Annotated in this window: 20 protein-coding genes; 9 read left to right on the top strand and 11 right to left on the bottom strand. The window is 52.9% G+C overall.

The window, feature by feature from the left end; genetic code table 11:
• Position 1: 1 nt before the first annotated feature.
• Positions 2-1,783 (bottom strand): glycoside hydrolase family 15 protein, encoded by a 1,782-nt coding sequence (locus MPF33_00155; protein MCI2413656.1) that lies wholly within the window; start codon positions 1,781-1,783, stop codon positions 2-4.
• Between the two features lie 111 nt (positions 1,784-1,894).
• On the opposite strand from MPF33_00155, the gene MPF33_00160 reads away from it, so the two are divergent.
• The 4 genes from MPF33_00160 (at position 1,895) to MPF33_00175 (ending at position 5,603) form a co-directional block, all read left to right on the top strand.
• Positions 1,895-2,452, top strand: a complete 558-nt coding sequence (locus MPF33_00160; GenBank protein MCI2413657.1) for a hypothetical protein — start codon at positions 1,895-1,897, stop codon at positions 2,450-2,452.
• A gap of 168 nt (positions 2,453-2,620) precedes the next feature.
• Positions 2,621-3,568 carry a mechanosensitive ion channel family protein gene (locus tag MPF33_00165; GenBank protein MCI2413658.1) on the top strand — a complete coding sequence of 316 codons (948 nt, stop codon included), beginning with the start codon at positions 2,621-2,623 and terminating at the stop codon, positions 3,566-3,568.
• Positions 3,569-3,602: 34 nt separating this feature from the next.
• Positions 3,603-4,838 carry a hypothetical protein gene (locus MPF33_00170; protein ID MCI2413659.1) on the top strand — a complete coding sequence of 412 codons (1,236 nt, stop codon included), beginning with the start codon at positions 3,603-3,605 and terminating at the stop codon, positions 4,836-4,838.
• 186 nt (positions 4,839-5,024) lie between these two features.
• Positions 5,025-5,603, top strand: coding sequence for a hypothetical protein (locus MPF33_00175; GenBank protein MCI2413660.1), 579 nt, complete (start codon positions 5,025-5,027; stop codon positions 5,601-5,603).
• Here the strand turns inward: MPF33_00175 and MPF33_00180 are convergent.
• From MPF33_00180 to MPF33_00195, 4 genes are all read right to left on the bottom strand, one after another.
• Entirely contained in the window at positions 5,585-6,433 is an 849-nt protein-coding gene (locus tag MPF33_00180) for a zinc ribbon domain-containing protein (GenBank protein ID MCI2413661.1), read from the bottom strand. The two genes, MPF33_00175 and MPF33_00180, sit on opposite strands and share 19 nt — an antisense overlap.
• Before the next feature lie 123 nt (positions 6,434-6,556).
• A complete protein-coding gene (locus tag MPF33_00185; GenBank protein MCI2413662.1) occupies positions 6,557-7,168 on the bottom strand; it encodes a phosphatase PAP2 family protein in 612 nt (203 codons plus the stop codon).
• A 54-nt stretch (positions 7,169-7,222) separates the two neighbouring features.
• On the bottom strand, positions 7,223-7,930 hold the full coding sequence (locus tag MPF33_00190) for a hypothetical protein (GenBank protein ID MCI2413663.1): 708 nt from the start codon (positions 7,928-7,930) through the stop codon (positions 7,223-7,225).
• Between the two features lie 129 nt (positions 7,931-8,059).
• Positions 8,060-8,392, bottom strand: a complete 333-nt coding sequence (locus tag MPF33_00195) for a hypothetical protein (GenBank protein MCI2413664.1) — start codon at positions 8,390-8,392, stop codon at positions 8,060-8,062.
• 326 nt (positions 8,393-8,718) lie between these two features.
• Between MPF33_00195 and MPF33_00200 the strand changes: the two genes are divergently transcribed.
• The 4 genes from MPF33_00200 to MPF33_00215 are packed head-to-tail and all read left to right on the top strand — an operon-like array spanning position 8,719 to position 13,196.
• Positions 8,719-9,435, top strand: a complete 717-nt coding sequence (locus tag MPF33_00200; GenBank protein ID MCI2413665.1) for a hypothetical protein — start codon at positions 8,719-8,721, stop codon at positions 9,433-9,435.
• 5 nt (positions 9,436-9,440) lie between these two features.
• Positions 9,441-11,018, top strand: coding sequence for an ATP-binding cassette domain-containing protein (locus tag MPF33_00205; GenBank protein ID MCI2413666.1), 1,578 nt, complete (start codon positions 9,441-9,443; stop codon positions 11,016-11,018).
• A 2-nt stretch (positions 11,019-11,020) separates the two neighbouring features.
• Positions 11,021-12,010: an energy-coupling factor transporter transmembrane protein EcfT gene (locus MPF33_00210; GenBank protein ID MCI2413667.1), complete on the top strand. Its 990-nt coding sequence runs from the start codon at positions 11,021-11,023 to the stop codon at positions 12,008-12,010.
• Positions 12,011-12,044: 34 nt separating this feature from the next.
• Positions 12,045-13,196, top strand: a complete 1,152-nt coding sequence (locus MPF33_00215) for an alanine--glyoxylate aminotransferase family protein (GenBank protein MCI2413668.1) — start codon at positions 12,045-12,047, stop codon at positions 13,194-13,196.
• Here MPF33_00215 and MPF33_00220 read toward each other — a convergent pair.
• The 5 genes from MPF33_00220 to MPF33_00240 are packed head-to-tail and all read right to left on the bottom strand — an operon-like array spanning position 13,186 to position 16,989.
• The gene (locus tag MPF33_00220; GenBank protein MCI2413669.1) at positions 13,186-13,827 is read right to left on the bottom strand and encodes a TenA family protein; all 642 of its coding nucleotides are present in this window, start codon (positions 13,825-13,827) and stop codon (positions 13,186-13,188) included. The genes MPF33_00215 and MPF33_00220 overlap by 11 nt on opposite strands.
• A 48-nt stretch (positions 13,828-13,875) precedes the next feature.
• Positions 13,876-14,703 carry a carboxylating nicotinate-nucleotide diphosphorylase gene (gene nadC, locus MPF33_00225; GenBank protein ID MCI2413670.1) on the bottom strand — a complete coding sequence of 276 codons (828 nt, stop codon included), beginning with the start codon at positions 14,701-14,703 and terminating at the stop codon, positions 13,876-13,878.
• A complete protein-coding gene (locus MPF33_00230) occupies positions 14,700-15,266 on the bottom strand; it encodes a GMP synthase subunit A (protein MCI2413671.1) in 567 nt (188 codons plus the stop codon). The genes nadC and MPF33_00230 overlap by 4 nt, the downstream gene beginning before the upstream one ends.
• A gap of 18 nt (positions 15,267-15,284) precedes the next feature.
• Positions 15,285-15,941 carry a DUF3834 domain-containing protein gene (locus MPF33_00235; protein ID MCI2413672.1) on the bottom strand — a complete coding sequence of 219 codons (657 nt, stop codon included), beginning with the start codon at positions 15,939-15,941 and terminating at the stop codon, positions 15,285-15,287.
• 37 nt (positions 15,942-15,978) lie between these two features.
• On the bottom strand, positions 15,979-16,989 hold the full coding sequence (locus MPF33_00240; protein ID MCI2413673.1) for an AIR synthase family protein: 1,011 nt from the start codon (positions 16,987-16,989) through the stop codon (positions 15,979-15,981).
• A 35-nt stretch (positions 16,990-17,024) separates the two neighbouring features.
• Here MPF33_00240 and MPF33_00245 point away from each other — a divergent pair, with 35 nt between their 5' ends.
• Entirely contained in the window at positions 17,025-17,414 is a 390-nt protein-coding gene (locus MPF33_00245) for a hypothetical protein (protein MCI2413674.1), read from the top strand.
• On the opposite strand, the gene MPF33_00250 is transcribed toward MPF33_00245, so the two are convergent.
• A complete protein-coding gene (locus MPF33_00250) occupies positions 17,361-19,235 on the bottom strand; it encodes a glycopeptidase (protein ID MCI2413675.1) in 1,875 nt (624 codons plus the stop codon). The two genes, MPF33_00245 and MPF33_00250, sit on opposite strands and share 54 nt — an antisense overlap.
• Position 19,236 lies beyond the last annotated feature (1 nt).

A 19,236-nucleotide genomic window follows, 5' to 3' on the forward strand; every position in this document is an offset into this window, starting at 1 on the left:
ATTAAATAAACCTATTGAAACCGTTCTCTAAGTAGTAGACTGTCCTTATTAGCTCTGCGTGGCTCCAGACTAGGGGGGAGACTGAGGGGTAGTTCCCCGAGGGTGAAACTTGTTCCGGGATCACCCCAGTACTGAGGGAGTTCTTCAGCACCCACTCCAAGTACTTCTTCCCCTTCTCTGGCTCCCCCTCAAACACGTAGTGCTGTGCAAGCCATAGGGTTGATATGAACCACGCGTTGGGCCTCTCGTCCTCCTTCAAGTACCAGTCCCCCTCGTATCTGGCTATTCCCCCGTTTACGTTTAAGACCTCCTCTACCTTCTTCCTGTTGGCCTTTACCCTCTCGTCCTTAGGATCTAGGACAAGCATCGCCCCCAACAACGTGCTTGAGTCCACCTTGTCGTCGTGGAGGCTCCTGGCGAAGTGATCCCCTACGAAGAACTTGTCGAGGCCCTTCTTTACCTCTTCCGCTGCAGCTGAGTACTTCACCCTATAGTCCTCGTCGCCAAAGAACTCCGCGAACTTCGCCGCTGCCGTAAGCCCTGCGTACACCGCAGCTGAAGTGAAGAAGTGGACCCCTAGCCTCTCCTCCCATAGATCGTAAGAGGGGAGGGGTAGCCCGGTCTCCTCGTCCCTGTACCCTGCTAAGAAGTCCGCTGCTGCCTTTATAGCTGGTCTGTAAAACGACTTTATGAAGTCCACGTCCCTGAACAAGTAAAAGTGGACCCAGGCAGCATAGAGCATCAACGCCGTCTCGTCCTCCTGTATTGGGATGTAGCCAGAGGTCCACGGGTGCCAAGTGCTCCCCCAGTGACCATCGCAGGTGTACTTCTGGAAGAGGAACCCCTTGTAGAGTAGGGACTTACTGAAGTTAAACAAGTTCCTGGAGAAGTCTTGGTAACCAGCCAAGGACATAGCAATTGAGGCGAAGGCAGCGTCCCTAGGCCACACGTAGTTGTAGGTGTCTCTGTTGAACCTCATTATGTCCGTGTCAAGGGCTGCAGGTATTGAGCCGTTGTTTTGCCAGTGGGCTGCTATGATGAGCAAGGACCTCCTGGCTACCTCGTCCAGTTCCCTGGCCTTGAAGAGCCAAGCCCTCCAGTAGTTGTTAGTCCTACCCATGAGCTCCTTGGGCGTCTTCCTCTCCACGTACTCGGAGAGCCTCCTCGCGTTCTCGTAGTTGTTGGAGGCGACTAACCAGCAGAAGAACGTGCCGTTGGCCTTGAAGCTCACCGCAAAGTCCACCGAGCCTTGAGCTATCGGGTTCATGGAGAGCACCCCGTCCTCGCAGTCCTTCCAAGTGCCCTGCAGGCCCCCTATCTCCTTGTATCCGGTAGCGTACTGGTAGGTGTGGAGATTGCAAGAGAACATGAACCACCTGTCCCTCTTGTAGTGTACCATGGAGTCGGTGAAGGGGTCGTAGAACGCCGTGTCCCCCACGTTATTGTTGTAGACGTTGAAGTTCCACGCGAAGAACACGGTCGCCTCCTGGGTTAGGGTAACCTCCCTGACTAGGACAGGGTAAGCCATGTCCACGGCGTCCCTTATCTTCGCCTTTAGGTCGTCAAACTCTGCCTCAACAACTGCCGTCAGCGCGTCCCTCTCGTAGGATATCCTCGGGTTTAGCTGGTCGAGCCACGCGAACTTGCCCTTGTACCACAGCCCCACCTTGGAGAAGACCAAGTGGTTGTCGGTGGGCAAGGGGTAGTAGAGCTCCCTTAGCTCGTAGTCCTTGTCAGCCAATAATGTTAGCTGACCGTTGCCTAGGATAACGTACCTCGTCATAGATGAAATTTTGTAGCGTAGAATAAAACCTTGGTGGGAAGAATGAAGGTAATAATTAGGAATAACATCAGTATCAATAGAACTTTTTAGTCCACGGAGTGAAGTGGGGGCATGTCCTTTCAGCTCTTAGAGTCCCTGGCGGTCGTGGTAGTCTTAGGGCTGACCCACGGCTTAGACCCCGACCACGTGGTAATGACCAGGATGCTGAAGAGGTTCTCTAAGGTGGTGTCCTTCGCCCTCTTCCACACAACGGGCTTCCTGGTGGTAGCCCTCCCACTTGCCCTCGTCATACTGTCCTTCAGCGGGGCCAAGGGAGCCATCGCTATAGGGTCATATGCTGTTGGAATGATCGTGAGCGTGGTCTTTCTCTGGGCATCCTTAGTAGGAAGGGAGATAGAGGTGGAGCCTAAGGGTTTGGGCCTACTTCAAGGTGCCCTAGTGCTGACCTCCTCCAAGGTAGTGTCCTTGACCATAGCGTTGGCTAGCGGGGAACTCACTTACTCAGTACTGATACTCCTGGCGTTCGTGGCGTCTTCCTTTGCCTCCCTACTGGCACTTTCTTTGGTGAACCTAGTGCCGAGCAGGATAGAGAGGCCCTTCAACCTAGCAGTCTCCTTGGTCTCCTTGGGCTACATAGCCTACGAGCTTTCAACCTCGCTGGGAGTTTAACTACGGTTAAGGGTTGCGGTTTAAAAGACCTCAAATCGGGGAAGTCTACTCTAGGCTTTTGCAAACGTCTTGTTCACTACACCCCCTAACAACACTTCTTCAGAATTAAAACGTAATTACAGATTAATTCTAAAGAACGTTTATTACCGGTCAGCTACTAACACTACTATGCAAAGGCTATCGGAAAGGCAAATTATAGCGCTCATCTTGACGACCATAATAGGCGCGGTGGTAGTGGGCCTAGGCCTCTTCGCTCTTAGCGTCTTACATGTCGTCCCTCCAGACTACCTCCTCTACACGTATGCCGGAGTCTGGATAGTCGGAACAATCCTGGTGACGCAACTCATCTCGTCGCTTATCAAGAGGAGGGCGATCAGGCTAATTGGGGCGTCAAACGCCAACAACGTTGCATTTATAGCACAGCTCTTGGGCTACGTAGTCGCGTTCATAGGCTTCTTCATCTTGATCAAGGTAAGCGTCACAGCTGCCCTAGCAGCAGGGGGCTTTGCAGGGCTAGTCCTAGGCCTTGCGTCACAGACGGTCCTCTCCAACATCTTCGCCGGAATAATGCTGGTGTTCTCTAGGCCCTATCACGTGGGAGACAGGATAACCATTTCAACATGGCAGTACGGACTGATAGCGCCGACCTACCCTCCCAAGTTCTTCTCCAACGACTTCCTCATACCGGGTTACACTGGACGGGTCATTGACATAACCTTACTTTACACGGTGATCTACACGGACGAAAAGGTCGTCCTGAAGATACCCAACAACATAATGGTACAAGCTGCCATATTTATACACAACGTAGAGGAGAAGAGGCAGGTTCGCACCAAGTACGAAGTCCCAAAGGATTTAGACCCCGAGGTAGTAGTCCCAAGGCTTATGGAAAACATAAAGAAAAAGATAGACCTCCTTTTAGACGAGCCGTCGATTAAGGTCCTGGAGACAACGCTAAACACGTACATACTGGGAATAGACGTAGTCGCAAAGTCCATATATGAGGAGCCCGTGAGAGACGCTGTACTGAGGGAGACCATGAGGACAGTGAGGGAGCTTCAAGAGGAGTTCCGAAGTAAGGACGTGAGGGAGAACAATAAGGAGATAGCGAAATAAACGCTTTAATTTTACGAAAGTCGCCTTATCTGTAATGAACCCGTTTGAGACGCTTTCGTTCATCGTAGAGCACGCTGAGAACGGCTCAGTTGCGGTTCTGGTGACCCAAGACAACGTGCCAATTGTATTGACCAAGGAGGACGAGTTCTCCTTCTCCGCCTACGTCTGCATCAGCGACGGTGAAGTCAGGCACTTTAGGAAGGAGTTCAACAAGACCACCTTTCACAGGGCGATCCTGGATTTCTTGGACGAGGTAAAGGACGCCATAGGCAAGGACGTAGTGGAGCTAAAGCTCTCTAACGCTGCAATGTTCCCCGAGTGCGTGCCCAAGAGGGAGCCCAAGAGAGAGAGGAAGAAGAGGGAGAGGGGAAAGGAGGAGGTCAACTTGGAAGAAAAGGTGAGGGAGCTGAAGTCGCTCCCCAGCTCCTACTACTTGATTCCCCTAATAACGGACAACGGGAAGCTCTTCTCCTTCGTCCCCGAGGTGGGCGGGACGGTTGAGGTGGACTTCGTAGTAAAAAACCCGGTCAAGGTGGACGGTGCCAAGACGCCGGTAAACTTGGACGTGAAATCGCTCTACCCAGTCCTCTCCACGGTCAAGCTTGACCCAAGGCTAGGGAATCCATTGAGTACAGAGGGGTCCTTCACCTTCTTCACGGCGATCTTCGTTCACCAAGAGACAAAGGGCAAGGGAAAGTTCATGAACGTGGAGATGGAGAAGAGCGTAGGGCGGTTCCTGTCCTTGAGCAGTAAGGGCACTGTGAGGACGGAGGCCATGGAGTTCCTGTCCTTCCCCCACAAGAACAACGGGCTGTACGTAGGCTTCTTCGTAAAGGGACAGGAACTTGTGGAGCTCCAGAGCGTGGACATAGTAGCGACCCACAAAGAGGACAAGTTCAGGGTAAACGACTACGTCTTCTCCTCCTTTACCCTCACCTCCAAGGATGGGAGCTTGAAGTTGGAGGACTACGACAGGGCGATGAGCGGTTTCGTAAACCTCCTGCTTTCCAAGAGCAACGGGAGGGAGGTGCTGAAGGACGTTATAGAGCTACACTCCATGGGTCCCCTTGACTTGCCAATGGTTAAGGGAGTGAGCAATAACGTCATATCTGTGGTAGACCCCATATCCTTCTGGTACTCCAAGGTGTACGAGAAGTCGGACGAGGTCAAGGAGTGCGTCGACTGTCCCTTTGCGGAGAAGGTGAGGCGGAGGGAGTTCCTCCTCTCCGCCCTGAGAAGGAAGGGCTATTTCGCGTCCTTTCTCCTGTGAGACCACGTGATGAGCGATCATGCTCCTGAGCTGTGACGAGTTCGCCAGCGTCTGATTTTTAACCCAAAGCTACAATAGGAATTGATGATGAGTTTGCCGAGTATTGAGAGGTGAAATAGACAGTAGTTCTGAAAGTTGTCGCGATTTAAACCCTTACTTTATATTCTCTGGTTCGAATCTACATATGTGGGACTTACCCCAGAGGACGTAAAGAGGGAAGTACTAGAACTTTTGGCCAAGACCAAGTCCTCCTCCATACTGCAAGCTGAGGAGAAGTACGCAATAGCGATGTTGGTCTGGGCCAACAGCTCCACTTCCTCCTTTAGGCAGAACTTGAGGTCCACGTTCTCTGAGGCCTTTGACCCAAACGACCTAGAACTCGTCATCATCTCGAGCGACGTCGAGGCCCTCCCTCCCCCAGACTTCAGGGTAGGCCCCTACGTCACAGTAGGCGACGTAATAAACGACACTGTGCTCAAGAACTGCAGGAAGAGGTTGAGCGACGAGGCCTTCAGGAGGGTGGTGACGTTCTGCAGGATGGCCGCGAACTTAAAGAACCTCACACACATCGATACCATGTTCAAGTACTTCATCCCCTTGGGCTGTCAAGAGCTGGAGGGGATCGTGGGGCAGAGTGACGCCCACAAGGTTGTAGTCAGGCTCCTCCTCGGCATATACGTAGGCTACAAAGAAAGGAAAGTGGCCCTTTTCGGTTTTTCTCCAGAGGTGCTCAAAAACGGACTAAGCTACTGCTTCGAGGCTTGAGGCTCCAAGAGCTTGGCACCGCAGTTGTAGCAGAACTTCGCCCCCTCATCGTTCTCAGTCCCACACCTCCAGCACTTTACCTTCTTAACTTGAGAGTTCTGCGTCTGTTGCGACGCTGGCTGGACGTTCTGGCTCTGGGCTTGCGAGGCCTGAGGCTGTGTTGGAGAAGTCTGCGGCAGTTGCTGGTAGGGCTGTTGTGGGTAGGGCTGGGGGTATCCCTGAGGTTGATAATACCCCTGCTGAGGGTACGGCTGACCGTATGGGACCTGTGGCCCTGGTTGGGGACCGTATCCCTGGGGGTAGGCCGGAGGGGCGTTGGCTATCAGCATTGTTATCATGTTGAGTATCTGCTCCTCCTGGGCGTACTCCTTGTAGATCTCGTATGCGTCGACGCCTCCTCCAGCCGCTGTGAGTAACTTGTTGTGAAGCACTTCGTCCGTTAAGAACACTGTCCCGCCAGCAACAAGGAGGTCTTGGAGGAGGTTAGATATGCCCGTCTCGACCACGACAATGCCTGGGCCTTGGCATATTCTTATCGTGTAGGCCTTGTTGCTGTCAGTGAGGGTACCTAAAAGACTTGAGTGTTGGGCCTGGATCACTGCCATGTTCTGGGCAACCATCGGAAAAGCTTGAAAGCCTTGGCCCATCAGGAACATGACTACCTCCTGCGCCACGTACTGCAGGTTTATTGGGTAATTGACGGGGATCACTTGCGTCTTCCCGCCGAGGCCTGTGGACTGCTGGCACATCAAAAACTGCATGTTCGGGTTTCCCCAGTTGGGACCGACGTAAGGGTTCGTACCATAAGGGTTGTAGGGTGGCTGGTACATACCCAATTTATGCAGGTGTAAATATATAAACGCATGTGTAGAAGCATAAAAGCTGAAAAGGTAAGCTACACAGCCAGAACCCCGCCCTTCCAGGCACGTGAAGGGGAAGGCGCACTCGTGCTGTCACTCTGCCTTAAGCGCCCTCTCTATTCCCTTGAGCACGCCCCTCCTCTCCATGTCCACAGAGAAGAGCGCAGTCCACGCCCCTAGTAACCACCCGCCTAACACGTCTGCTGGCCAGTGTACTCCGACGTACACTCTGGAGTAGCTCACCAGAAGTGCCTCTATTAGCATGGGGATCCAGAGCCACTTGGGAGAGGTCGACATGAGCACAACTGCTCCGTCTCCCACGATGAGGGCGTGACCCGAGGGGTATGAGTAGTCGTGTGGCTCTGGTACCAAGAGGTTGGCGTGGACGTAATAGAAGGGCCTGAGCTGGGCGAACAAGTACTTTGACGCCTCGCCCAGTATTATGGCTAGCACGAAGGAGGCTGCCAAGGTTATGGCTATCTTCCTAGTCCTCTTGAACACAAGTAGGACGGCGGTCAACGGTATCCACACGTACTCCCTGCCGTACAAAGTAAGGAACACCATCACTGGGTTCAGGAAGGAAACTTGGTGGTAGTTAATTGCCTCGAACACTTGTACGTTGAACGGTACATTCGGCTCGCTCAAGACTTTTATTGCTACGGATAAGGCGATGAAAAGGGCCAGGAAAACCCAGTACTTTCGCATAGACTAGAGAATGCCGAGACCTAGATAAATCTATTCGGTACAAACTCGTGTCGTCTAGACCTGCGCCGTCTTCCCCACCCTATTTGACGAGAAGCCTCCTAACACTCCCACTATAGTGGTCCCCGGTATGGAAGCGGCTAGGTCGAAGATCACCTTTTGCCAGTTTACGACGGCCCCATAAATGAACGGCATCAAGAAGGCCTCGTAAAGTATTGGATCCGGTAAGGACCAAAGGAACCCTATTATCCCCCCTTCAAGTGCACCCAGCGCTGCCTGGTGCCTCGTGAGCCCGAGCCCAAATATGTGTCCCCCCGTAATGGCTATGACTAAGTCGACGAAGGCGCCGTAGGTTAAGCTCTCGTAGATGAAGTAGAGGGGCTGTCCACCAAAGCCGTAGTGGAAGAGGTCTGCCAAGACGTCAAAGACGAAGAGCGACGTAATGCCCACCCCTGGCTTCCTCACTAGGGAGGCAACAGCAAAGACTATGAACATCCTCCCCCAGAAGTCGAAGTTCACGTAAGAGGAGAGACTAGAAGGGATTGCGCGGTCGAGTATTGGACCAACGAAGAACTCCCACGCCGTCGCCGCTGCGGCGCCTATCCCGATGTAGACCCAGTCCACCGTCTTAAAGGACTTGAGGCTACCGTTCCTCTTTGCTAGGGCAAAAATGAGGATAGGCATCAACAAAAAGTACGCTACTACGAACTCAAAGGGGATCTCTCCCGGCTTGTTCAGATACCCTCCGATCCCGTTGAAAGCCATTTTTGACTTGATTCTGTTTATCTCTGAATAAATATACTTTTCCTATATAGTAATTTTACTCTACATAGACCTATGTAGGTTACTTGACCTACTCCCCGCCCTGCGAGGGTTCTGCATAGGTCTAAGGCGTTACTCCCCCTTAAGGGAGATACTCCGTGATGTGAAGAGAAAGGAAAGAGGTTTTCTCAACGCGTTGTCAATTAGTGGCGAGACGTGATTCATGAATGACGGTTTTCGTTTTAATGACGAGAAGAACGATGACCAAGCCTCGTTGTTCTTCTGCAAAACAGCTTGAGCGTTAACTCCTAGGACCTTCTTGTACTTTTCATAATACTTGTACCAAGTGCCCTTAAGGTTCACTTTCTTTTGCTGAAAGAATTGTTGTCTCCTCTCGTAGTTTGTCTCCTTCCACAGCTTTTCAGTCACGTCTGCCAACTTCCTCAATTTTCTCTGTTTACCCACTAGGGAAGAGCCTCACAACTGCGGTTTTGACGCTTCCGGAATTGCGGGAGTAATCGGGGCTCCTCATCTTTAGTTCACCAAAGAAAGCGCCATAAAAGGAAATCGTTTTCATGTTAAAACCTTACCCCGCCAGGCGAGGTTTGTCTTCTTATTTATCATGAACTGAGGTCTTGTACCAACCTTGAATGCCCACGTATACGGCTAACGACTGCAGGTGAAAGTTTTTGCCTTTTTCGGGATAAATAGTATCTTTATTTCTATATACTTTATAGTCACTATATAGCAAAAGTTTATTTTTACTACAATTAAACCATCATAGAAGTAAAATGGGATTTAACGGGATTGGAGGTTACATAAATCAGCCCGGCGAGATACCAGTAGAGGTGGTAATTGCCTACTTCGTCTTTGCCCTTGCCATAGCAATCGCACTGGGAAAGAGGAACGGGGGGCTAAAGGCCTTTAAGACAGTGGACTGGGTTTACATTGGAATAGGCGCCGCTGCAGCCTACGTGTGGGAGTTCATTATAGGAGCAATAATAGGCAGGGCAGTGCCATCTGGTCTCTCCAACTTCATCAGCGTCGGCTTCCTTGGCAGGATGTTCATAGTCTTTGTCGTGGTTGCGCTGGTGAGGAAGATCGGGGCGGGGATGATAACGCTCTTCCTCTTTGACTTCTTCAGCGACCTCTTCCACTACGGGTTCTCCGGGGAGCCAATGTACTTCATATACGAGTCCTTGACCTACGGCCTCTTCGTTGACTTGGGTATAGCGATAACTGGGGGAAAGGTCTTTGGCGTAGGGGTAACGGGGAGCAGGTCAAAGACCATAGCACTGGCGGCGATTGAGGGAGGTATAATAGGCCTCCTATGGGCTATCCCAGACCCCATCTTCTACGGTGCTTTCTTCAAGCCCTTCCTTTACGGTGGAGTAGTAAATTGGTCAAGGATAATATACGATTTGATATCCTTTATCCCCGGAGACGTGGTAATAGGAATATTAGGGGGTTTGGCGGCAAATAGAGTAGAGAAAGCTGTACAGGTGTAAATATTATGTACGCCGTGGAGGTAAAGGGACTGTCTTTTTCTTACTTAGGCTCCTCTAAGCCCTCAGTAGTAGTGGACGAGCTATATATAGAGGAGGGCGAGTCCGTCCTCGTGGTGGGGAAGTCGGGCTCTGGGAAGTCCACGCTGGTCAACTGCATAAACGGGGTCATCCCCCACATGATCTCAGGGGAGCTCAGGGGAGACGTGGTCGTAATGGGCAACAGGGTGAAGGAGACTCCCCTGTCTAAGCTGTCCACGGTAGTGGGGACTGTCCTGCAGGACCCAGAGAGCCAAGTGGTCAACTACTTAGTGGAGGAAGAGGTGGCCTTCGGCCCAGAGAACCTCGCCCTTCCCCCAGAGGAGGTAAAGGAGAGAGTGTCAGAGGCCCTAAGGGTAGCTGGGATAGAGCACTTGGCTAATAGGGAGACCACTAAGCTGTCTGGAGGAGAGCTACAGAGGACAGTACTAGCGTCAGTCCTAGCCATGAGGCCCAAGATCCTGATCCTCGACGAGCCCACGTCGAACATAGACCCTGAGGGGACAAACAGCGTCTTCGCTACCTTGAGGGAACTAAAGGGGAAGAAGACTATGATAGTGGTAGAGCACAAGGTGGAGAGAGTCCTCCCCTTCGTGGACAGGGTAATCTTGGTAGACAAGGGGAGGGTTGCCCTAGACTTGAGGAAGGAGGAAATAATAGAGGGCGTGGAGACGCTGGTGGAGGCTGGGGTGGAGGTCCCGTCCTACTTCGTCCTCTCCAGGAAGCTGAAGCTGCCGAGGCCAGACTTTGAGGCTGTGAGGAAGGGGATAAAGGAGGGGAAGGTTGCCCTAGAGGTCCCGAAGAGGAAGGAGGTCCCAGAACCTCCCATAATGTCGGCGAGCTTGAAGGTGACAGCAAAGGACAGGGAGATCGTGGACGCCTCCATAGAGGTCAAGAGGGGGGAGCTGATAGCGTTAATGGGTAGGAACGGGGCAGGGAAGACGACGCTCCTCAAGGCAATAGCAGGCCTTTCCGGGAACGAGCTAAAGGTGACTGGCTCGATAAGGTTCGAGGGGGAGGAGCTGATAAGGAGGCCAATATGGTACAGGGGGAAGTACTTCATGTACCTTCCCCAGTCCTTTGACCTAATCCTTGTGACTAACAAGGTAGAGGACGAGATAGCGTTCTCTTTGAAGAGGAGGGGAGTGAAGGGGTTCGGGCAGGCGGTGGAGAGGTACTTGAGGGAGTTCGGGCTTGAGGAGTACAGAAAGCAGGACCCAATGTTGCTGAGCATGGGACAGAGGAGAAGGGTTGCCATGGCGTCAGTCCTCGCCTCCGGCGTTAAGGTGCTCTTCATGGACGAGCCCACCTCTGGGCAGGACTTCTACAACAGGATAGTGCTCGGGAAGGAGCTGAGGGAAATGACCGACAAGGGGTACTCAATAGTCGTGGTGACCCACGACTCGAGGTTCGCCTACGAGTTTGCGGACAGGGTGGTGCTCATGAGCGAGGGTAAGGTTGTAGCCAATGGCAAACCAGAGGACGTCTTCAAGGTGTCCCGCAGATACGGCGTTGAGCCCCCCTCGGACTTCTTACTGAGGTGGTGAAAGTGAGCTTCGTCTTCCAACAGCCAAACTTGCCTCCCTTGGTGGAGTTGGCGATAAGCTGGTTCGTCTTCCTCTTTGGGGCCACTGGACCCATTGTGATAATCTTAGCCTTCGTGGGAATAAGGGGGTTCCTACACATTACTAGGTTCGAGAGTGGGGAAGGCATCCTCTACAGGCTAAGCCCATTGACCAAGCTGGTCATAGTGATAAGCATAACTGTAGCGGTCTCCCTGACTATCTGGTGGTTTGGGGCAATTCTGACCTTGGTGTTCTGGTTGCTCTTCTTTACCTTGAATGAAGCCAAGAGAAAAGTCCTATACGTCTCCTACCTCTTGCTGTCCTCAATCCTCGGAGTCTCTACGGGGTTCGCCTTTTACACCCCCTATAGCGTCCTTCAAATGGCTTTTAACACCAACACGCTCAACGTAGTGTGGGTGTGGCCAAGTTACTTCACCTTTGCAGGGTACGAGCCTTACTTGACGCTTCAAGCCTTGTACTACGGCCTCCAAATCACCTTCCGGTTTACGGCACCAATGCTGGCAGGCCTCCTCTTAGTACTCACCACAACTCCCTCTGACTTGATGAGGTACTTGGCAAAGGTAAAGTTCCCCCTACCCTTCATCTTCGCCTTAACCGTTGCCATGAGGACGGTTCCTAGGATATTTGACATCTTGGACACTGTAGTTAAGCTCCAGCTCATGAGGGGGCTTGGTTACGGGAAGCCTGCTTTTCTGAGGCCTTTCTACGTGTTGATAGCTGCCCTATACGGACTAGTGCCCACTTTAATATTCCTCATGAAAGGGGCAAAGTACACTGCGATAGCTGCGGACACTAGGGCATTTAACTCCACCCCTAGGAGGACTTACATGAAAGAGGTGAAGTACACAAGGGCAGACTACGTGGCGTGGGGACTGATCCTGGCGCTTTACGTGTCCGTGGCCCTGCTCTTAACCTTTGGCTACGGGAGAGGCATACCTTACGTAGGGTACTGAACCATTTTTTAATCCGAGAACTCCATTCTATCCTATGACGAGAAAAATACTCATGCACGTGGGCCCCGTCACCATAGACGTGGACGTCCTCAAGGAGGGGCTGAGGGGAGACGTGGGCTTCACCTCAAGGGAGTTCGTCGAGGCATTTCAGTACTCGCTCAAGGCAATGAGGAGGTTGTTCAACGCTAAGCCTAACGACCAGCCCTTCATAATCCCAGGAGGAGGGACTTCTGCCATGGAGAGCGTCACTTCCCTTCTAAGGAAGGGGGACAAGGTCCTCGTTGTGTCAAACGGGGTCTTCGGCGACAGGTGGGAGGCCATCCTCTCTAGGTACCCCGTGTCCGTGAAGGTATTAAGGGCTGAGCCCGGCGACTACGTCAGCCCGGACTTGATAGAGGAGGAGCTTAAGAGGGAGAAGTACACTGCCGTGACCATGACCCACGTGGAGACGAGCACCGGAATAAGGGAACCAATATACGAGGTGGCAAAGAGGGTGAGGGGGCTAGTGGACTTAATCATGGTGGACGGCGTATCCAGCGTCTCCGCGGAGGAGACCAAACTGGAGAACATAGACGTCTTCTTGACAGCGAGCCAAAAGGCCCTTGGCACTCCACCGGGAGCTGGCCTGTTGATGCTCTCGGAGAACGCGGTAAATAGGCTGGGCGAAGACTCTGTCGCTGGCTACTACTTGAACTTGAAGAACTGGCTACCAGTCATGAGGTCGATGGAGGAGGGCAAGGGATCCTACTTCTCTACTCCCCCAGTCCACTTGATCTTAATGCTGGCCAAGTCCTTTCAGCTCATTGAAAAGGAGAGCTTCGAGAACAGGGTCAAGAGGCACGAGAGGATATCCCAAGCCATAAGGGCAGGAATCGAGGGGATGGGCCTCTCAATCGTTGCCAAGAGACCAGAGGCCTACAGCAACACCGTGACTGGGGTCCTTGTTAAGAAGGTAAACCCTGCCCAGGTCCTCCAAGAGATGAACAACAGCGGTATAGAGCTTGCCCCGGGAGTGCACCCCGCGTTGGCTGGGAAGTACTTCAGGATAGGGCACATGGGGTGGGTTAACGAGAACGACGCTATAGCTACAATAGCAACGCTGGAGAGGGTGTTGTACAAGCTGGGCGAACCGGTGAAGCTGGGAGAGGGCGTCAAGGCCACCCAGATACAGCTGGCTAAATACTGAAGGGAAAGCCCTCAAGCTTGTACGCAGAGTCCCAGAACATGTACTCCATGATCGAGGCAAGTCTAAACTTCCTTATTGCCTCCCTTTTCTCTTCCTCCGTGAGCTTAAAGGAGTTCGCTATCTCCAGGACCTGCCTCACTCCCCTCTCGTACTCCTCCCCACCGTAGGTGTCTATCCACCTCTGGTACTCCTCCTTTGGGGAGCCCCTCTTCTTTAGCTCCTTCCCTACCTCCATGTATATCCAGTAGCACGGCAGGACAGCTGAGACCCCCTCGTGATAGGGCCTCGAGTACACAGTGGAGAGGAGGAATGACGTGTAGAGGAGGTTTGTAGAGGACGGGGGCGTTGGTTTGATGCCCAACCTAGAGATGAAGTACTGGTGTAGTTCCCTCTCCATGTTAATGACGTGGGTCGCGTGCTCCGCGAAGATCGCTCCTTGGTCCTCAGGGGCCTTCGCCGACAGCACGAAGAGTGCCCTGCTGAACTCCTTGAGGTAGAGATAGTCTTGGGCAATGTAGTACTTGAACTTCTCCTCCTGTAATGTACCTTCCGCAAGCTCCCTTAGAAAGGGGTGGGACAGTATCGCGGAGTACACGTCCGAGATCGAGCTCCACATCTCCTCCGTTAGCATGAGCCTTACTCTCCTCGGGAGGTTAAATGCGTTTACGAAGAGGACCTTTTAGGCCCTCTCCACGTCCATGGAGAAGTCCAGGGACCTAGCGGAGTGCGTTATGTAACCGCTGGAGATCACGTCGACCCCGGTCCTAGCGTAGTCCTTGACGTTTTCGGGAGTTATCCTCCCGGACGCCTCAATTATCAGCTTCCCCTTCAGCTCGTTCACTATTGGCACTATCTCGACTGGCTTCAAGTTATCCACGAGTATTGCATCCGCCCCAGCCTTGTAGGCTCTTAGGGCGTCCTCGTAACTGGAGACCTCCACTTCCACCTTCTTGGTAAAGCTTATTGCCTTTGCCCTCCTTACCGCCTCCTCTACGCTCTCTAGGAGGGCGAGGTGGTTGTCCTTGATTAACACGGCGTCTGCCAAGTTAAACCTATGTGGGTCTCCCCCTCCCACTTCTATGGCGTACTTCTCGAAAAGCCTCAGCCCCGGGGTCGTCTTCCTAGTTCCCGCAATCTTTACGCTGGGGTTCACCTCCCTAGCTAACCTCACCATGGTGGCTGTGGCGGTAGTTATCCCGGAGAGCTTCCCCAACAAGTTCAACACTAACCTCTCCACAGACAACAACTCATCTGCCTTCCCCTGGAACACCAGGAGGACGTCCTTGTAGGAGACGCTTTCTCCGTCCCTCCTGGACTGTTCCACCTTAAAGCCCAAGTACTCGAGGAAGGGCACCAGGAAGTAGTTACCGGAAAGGACGCCAGTGTCCTTGGAGAACGCTATCCCCCTAGCGTTTATCCCGGAGACTATCCTGCTGGTCACGTCCTCAGGGTACGCATCCTCCTTTAAGAAGTCCAGAAGCCTCTCCACGAAGAGTTGCTTTATCACCCCTTGCACACCTTGAGGAAGTTCTTGAAGACCTCGAGGCCGTGCTCGGTGTGTTTGACCTCTGGGTGGAACTGGACCGTAAAGATTCCCCTCTGCTCGTTGACCGTAGCTTGTACCTTGGTGTTTTCGCTTGACGCCAACACCCTGAAGCCCTGTGCCGGTTCAATGACCTCGTCGTTGTGGCTTTCCCACGCGTTGAACTCCTTGGGCATGTTCTGAAGTATGATATCGTGGTCGTTTACCACTACCCTGGTGAGGCCGAACTCGGGCCTCTGCGATTTCCCCACCCTACCTCCCAAGACGTAGGCGATGAGCTGGTGGCCTAGGCAGATCCCCAACATTGGCACTGACAGCTCCCTCACAAAGATGGGGGAGTTTCCCATCTTGGATATCTCTGACTCAACAGAGTAGGGACCACCGCTGAAGACCACGCAGTCGTAGTCCCTCATCTTCTCCAAGGTGGAGTTGGGGTCAACAGAGACGGCCTCCGCTCCCAAGTACCTCAAGTTCTTTAGGATCAAGTGGTTGTACTGGCCACCGTAGTATATTAGGGCTACCTTCACGTGGAAAGTAGTTGGTTTTCAAGATTTAATACTTTGTGCGACCTCCTTAACCACCCTCTCGAACTGGGAGTAGTCGCACACCTTCTCCACCCTCAATGCAGACCTGCCCATGAGCCTCTCTATAAAGGTGGAGGCCCTCAACACCGGTAGGTTGTCCGCCACGTAGACTGAGGCCCCCTCTGGGTCCTCCCTAAAGAGGTCTATCCCCTCTTGGTAAACTGAGAGGAAGTCCTCCTCAAAGCGCCTTACGTGGGCCCCACAGATCCCGGGGACGTAGAAGGGGAGTAGGTCCTCCACTATCTCCCCGTCCACCACGTTGGTGACCAGTGCCGAGTCCACTACGCCGTCTCTCAGGAGGTTGAAGACCTCGTCCGGTTGCTCTACGTAAACTACCTCGGCGCTTAACCCCTTCGTCGCCATAACGACCCTAGCAATCACGTCGCTTGCGGACCCCCTCTTCCACACCCCTATTCTCCTGCCCAACTTGGGGTGGAAGACGAGCATCCTGCTTATGAGGGAATAGTGGACCCTAAGCCCATCGAGCACAAGGGACGCCGAGCTGTCGAGCACTACGTCACCGTCCCTTGAGTCGAACGATATCTCGAAGTCCCTCCTTTTCATCGTCGAGGCAATCAAGGGGTAGGCTACTGGACCAGTTGGGGTGGAGACCTTCATTACTAGTATAAAGAGAGGGAGGGTTTATCAAAGTGAGTTAAGTCCTGCTTGAGAGCTCGCTGAACGCGACCCAGAAAGGGTCGTAGCTGGGCCTCTCTATCCTCTTTCCGTCGACCAATACCTCGGCCTCCCCTTCCTCCACGACCCCTACCACCTCCGCCTCAATTCCCTCCTTCACGAGGGCTTCCTTGACCTCCTCAGCCCTGTCGGTCACTATGACCATGGTCCCCTCGCTTATGGACGAGAATGGGTCGATCCCCACCATCTTGGTTACCTCCCCCACCGCCCTATACATGGGTATCCTGTCCTTGTACACCCTTATCCTCAAGTTCGAGGCCTCGGCCACCTCTACCAACGCGTTCCAGAGGCCCCCCTCAGTTGCGTCGTGCATAGCGTGCACCCCGACCCTTGACGCCACTAACCCGTCCTTCCAACAGCTCATCTTCCAGAACATGCCCAACCCCTCCTGGAACACGTCAGCGGGCAACCTCTGCTTGAAGTACTCTGGAAAGGTGTTCACTAGGAGGGCAGTAGCCTCCACTGCTGGCCCCTTCGTGACTACTACCTTGTCCCCTGGCCTTACCTTGGAGGGATTTGCCAGCTTGTCCTTCTCCCCTATACCCAACATTGTGAACCCTCCGAGCATTGGGTAGTTGACCCCCTCGTACCTCCCTGTGTGCCCCCCTACTACCATTACGCCGATCTCCTTCAACGCGTCTGAGATCCCCCTCCACATTTCCTCGAACTCCTCATCCGTCATACTGGGCGGTAGGTTTAGGTCTATCAAGGCGTACTGGGGAGGTATGCCGGACGTCATTAAGTCGCTTGCGAGGATGTGCACTGCGAACCAAGACGCCTTCCTGAAGCCGTACTGGGGGACTATGAAAACTGGATCGGTCTTGGTGACCAACACCCTCCCGTCCCCCAAGTCGATGACTCCAACGTCAACGCCGTTCTTTGGCGGTACTATTACCTCTTTCCTCACTGCGCCGAGGTTGGGGTAGATCACCTTGTCGAACACGTCCCTCCCTATCTTGCCCAGCGTCATGAAAGCATTTTACTCCAAGGAGCTTAAAATCCATCATGAAAAGAATACTCAGGGTACCTAGGTTCACCAAGGACTCGAAGACCAAGGTACTCGAGCTACTGATAGACGACGCGACTGTAAACGACAAGGGGTTCCCGCAGGAGGCCAGGTTCTTGCTCGTGATCGACGACGGGGAAAACAGGGTCGCCTTCCAGCTATCGCAGTCGGAGGCAGCCCTCCTATACCACCGGCTAGGCTACGCCTTAAACGAGGCCACAAAGCAGTATGTGGACTTGGAGGAGAAGTCGAGGAAGGAGTACCAGAGGAAAAAGGGGAAGAGCGAGGAACAAGGTAAAGGAGGCCAAAGGGAAGAGGAGGAAGAGGAAGAAGACTTATACCTTGACGAAGACGTAGAGGACTCTCATTTCTCTGAAGAAGAACGGTGACACCTCCTGGTAAACCGCATACGTCAAGGTTACTAACTGGGTTGGGCTAGGGTCACCTGCGCTTGAGAACTCCTCGCTCACGTACTTGTAGTAACCGTTTAAGTTGACAGTGCTGTTCTGTATTCCCTCTGCAGAGAAGAGCTCGTCGAAGCCCTTTCCGTTTACTAAGTATGTGAAGTTTAAGTTCTTAGCCGTGACCGCGTTGTTGAACGTCAACTTCACGACGACCGCGCCTCCATACCTGTTTATTACCTCCAGTATCCCTCCGAACCCTCCCTTTGCTTTCAAGTTCTCCACCGTGTTGGAGCTAATGCTGTAGCCGTTGAAGGAGTAGGCGCAGTGGTAGTTTAGCCCTAGGCGTATCTTCCCCAGTTGCTCGAAGCTCAAGTTATAGGGTATGACGCTGGGACTTGTTATTGGCGTCGCGAAGAAGTCAACGTACATGGAGATGGGGTAACTGCCCGAGATTGCGAGAGTGTAGTTGTACATACCAGAGTCCTTTGCGTACTCCGTGAAGGTCTCCGACAAGTTGGCTAGCTCGTATATGCTGTTGAACGTCTGATAAGCGTAGAACCTCCCTTCTTGTACTGTGGAGGCGAGTTCGTAGCCGTGCTTGAAGTAAAGCATTGAGGTGTAGTTCAACAGGTAGCTCCCTCCCTCCTGGTAGTAGAATCCCACGAAACCTTGGTTAAATATGGGAGTGCTGTCTAGGAACCTCTGGTACTCCGTGATCACAGTGGAGTCCACCAAGGGGTTGGAGCTGTTGACCCACAGCATTAGGACTCCAGCTATGTCCCAGAAGTAATCCGGAGTCCCGGTGAGCTGGAGGGCTGTCACGAGGTTGGTGACGCTCACGGTTATGTTAGCTTGCTCGCCGTACGCCAACATAGGCGTTAAGTCTATGACATAGGGGTTGTGGAAGGACAGCGTGTCTATGGAGGTTAACGGTTTCCAGTAGAATAGATCAATCCCTCCAGTGTATATGGTCTCGTAAGGGTTGACGACGCCCGCCAAGTGGGAGTCATAGTAGACCAGTATGCTCCTCGTTGCAGGTTCGTTCGTGTACCAGAACTCGTCAAGTCCCCCTCCCTCCTCGTAGATCAACGCTTGTACCTTGTATGTACCATTAGGGATGGTTACGGTGGAAGTGTAGGAGTCCTCCAAGGGGCTTAAAACCACGTAGGAGTAGTTGTAAGGTACAGTGGCGTTCACGAAGAGCGGTATGAAGGCGTTTGGCAATCCCTTTGGCTGTGGCCCGGGGTACAAGTAGAGGGTCATGTTAAGTTCGTAAAGGCCAGTTATGCCGACCTTCGCGTCGTAGTAGTTCTGTATGACCGCTTCGAAGGTGACGTTTCCCCTTAGCAGGTTCTCGAACATGGTAACGTCTGCCTCAGCGGTGGAGTTGTTTATCTCCTGTGTGGAGCCCCAGAAAACTGGGACGCCGTCTGCAAATACGTAAACTTGTCTATCGTACTGCGTCCCGTTGAACTCCTTAATAGTGACGTTGAGTATTTCCATGGAGTAGCTCCCAGGAGGTACGTACACGTGGAGGTAGTAGGGCTTGAGCCCAGTGTCGTTGAAGATCAAGTCCTTAGCTATTACCACCTTCACTGGGGTCACGTTTGGGGGCTGTAGGTGGTACGCCTCGAATGAGTAGAAGGCTGGGTCTTGTTTGAAGGGCACTGCAGAGCTGACAGTAACGTTAGTTGGTATGAAGGGATGTTGAGGTACTGGGGTAGTGGAGATTGAGTTAGCTGGGGTCACAAATAAAAAGACCCCCAGGGAGAGGAACAACAAGTAGATTAGGGCCAACCTCTTCATT

It is taken from the genome of Candidatus Aramenus sp. CH1 (genome assembly GCA_022678445.1).
GTDB lineage: Archaea > Thermoproteota > Thermoprotei_A > Sulfolobales > Sulfolobaceae > Aramenus.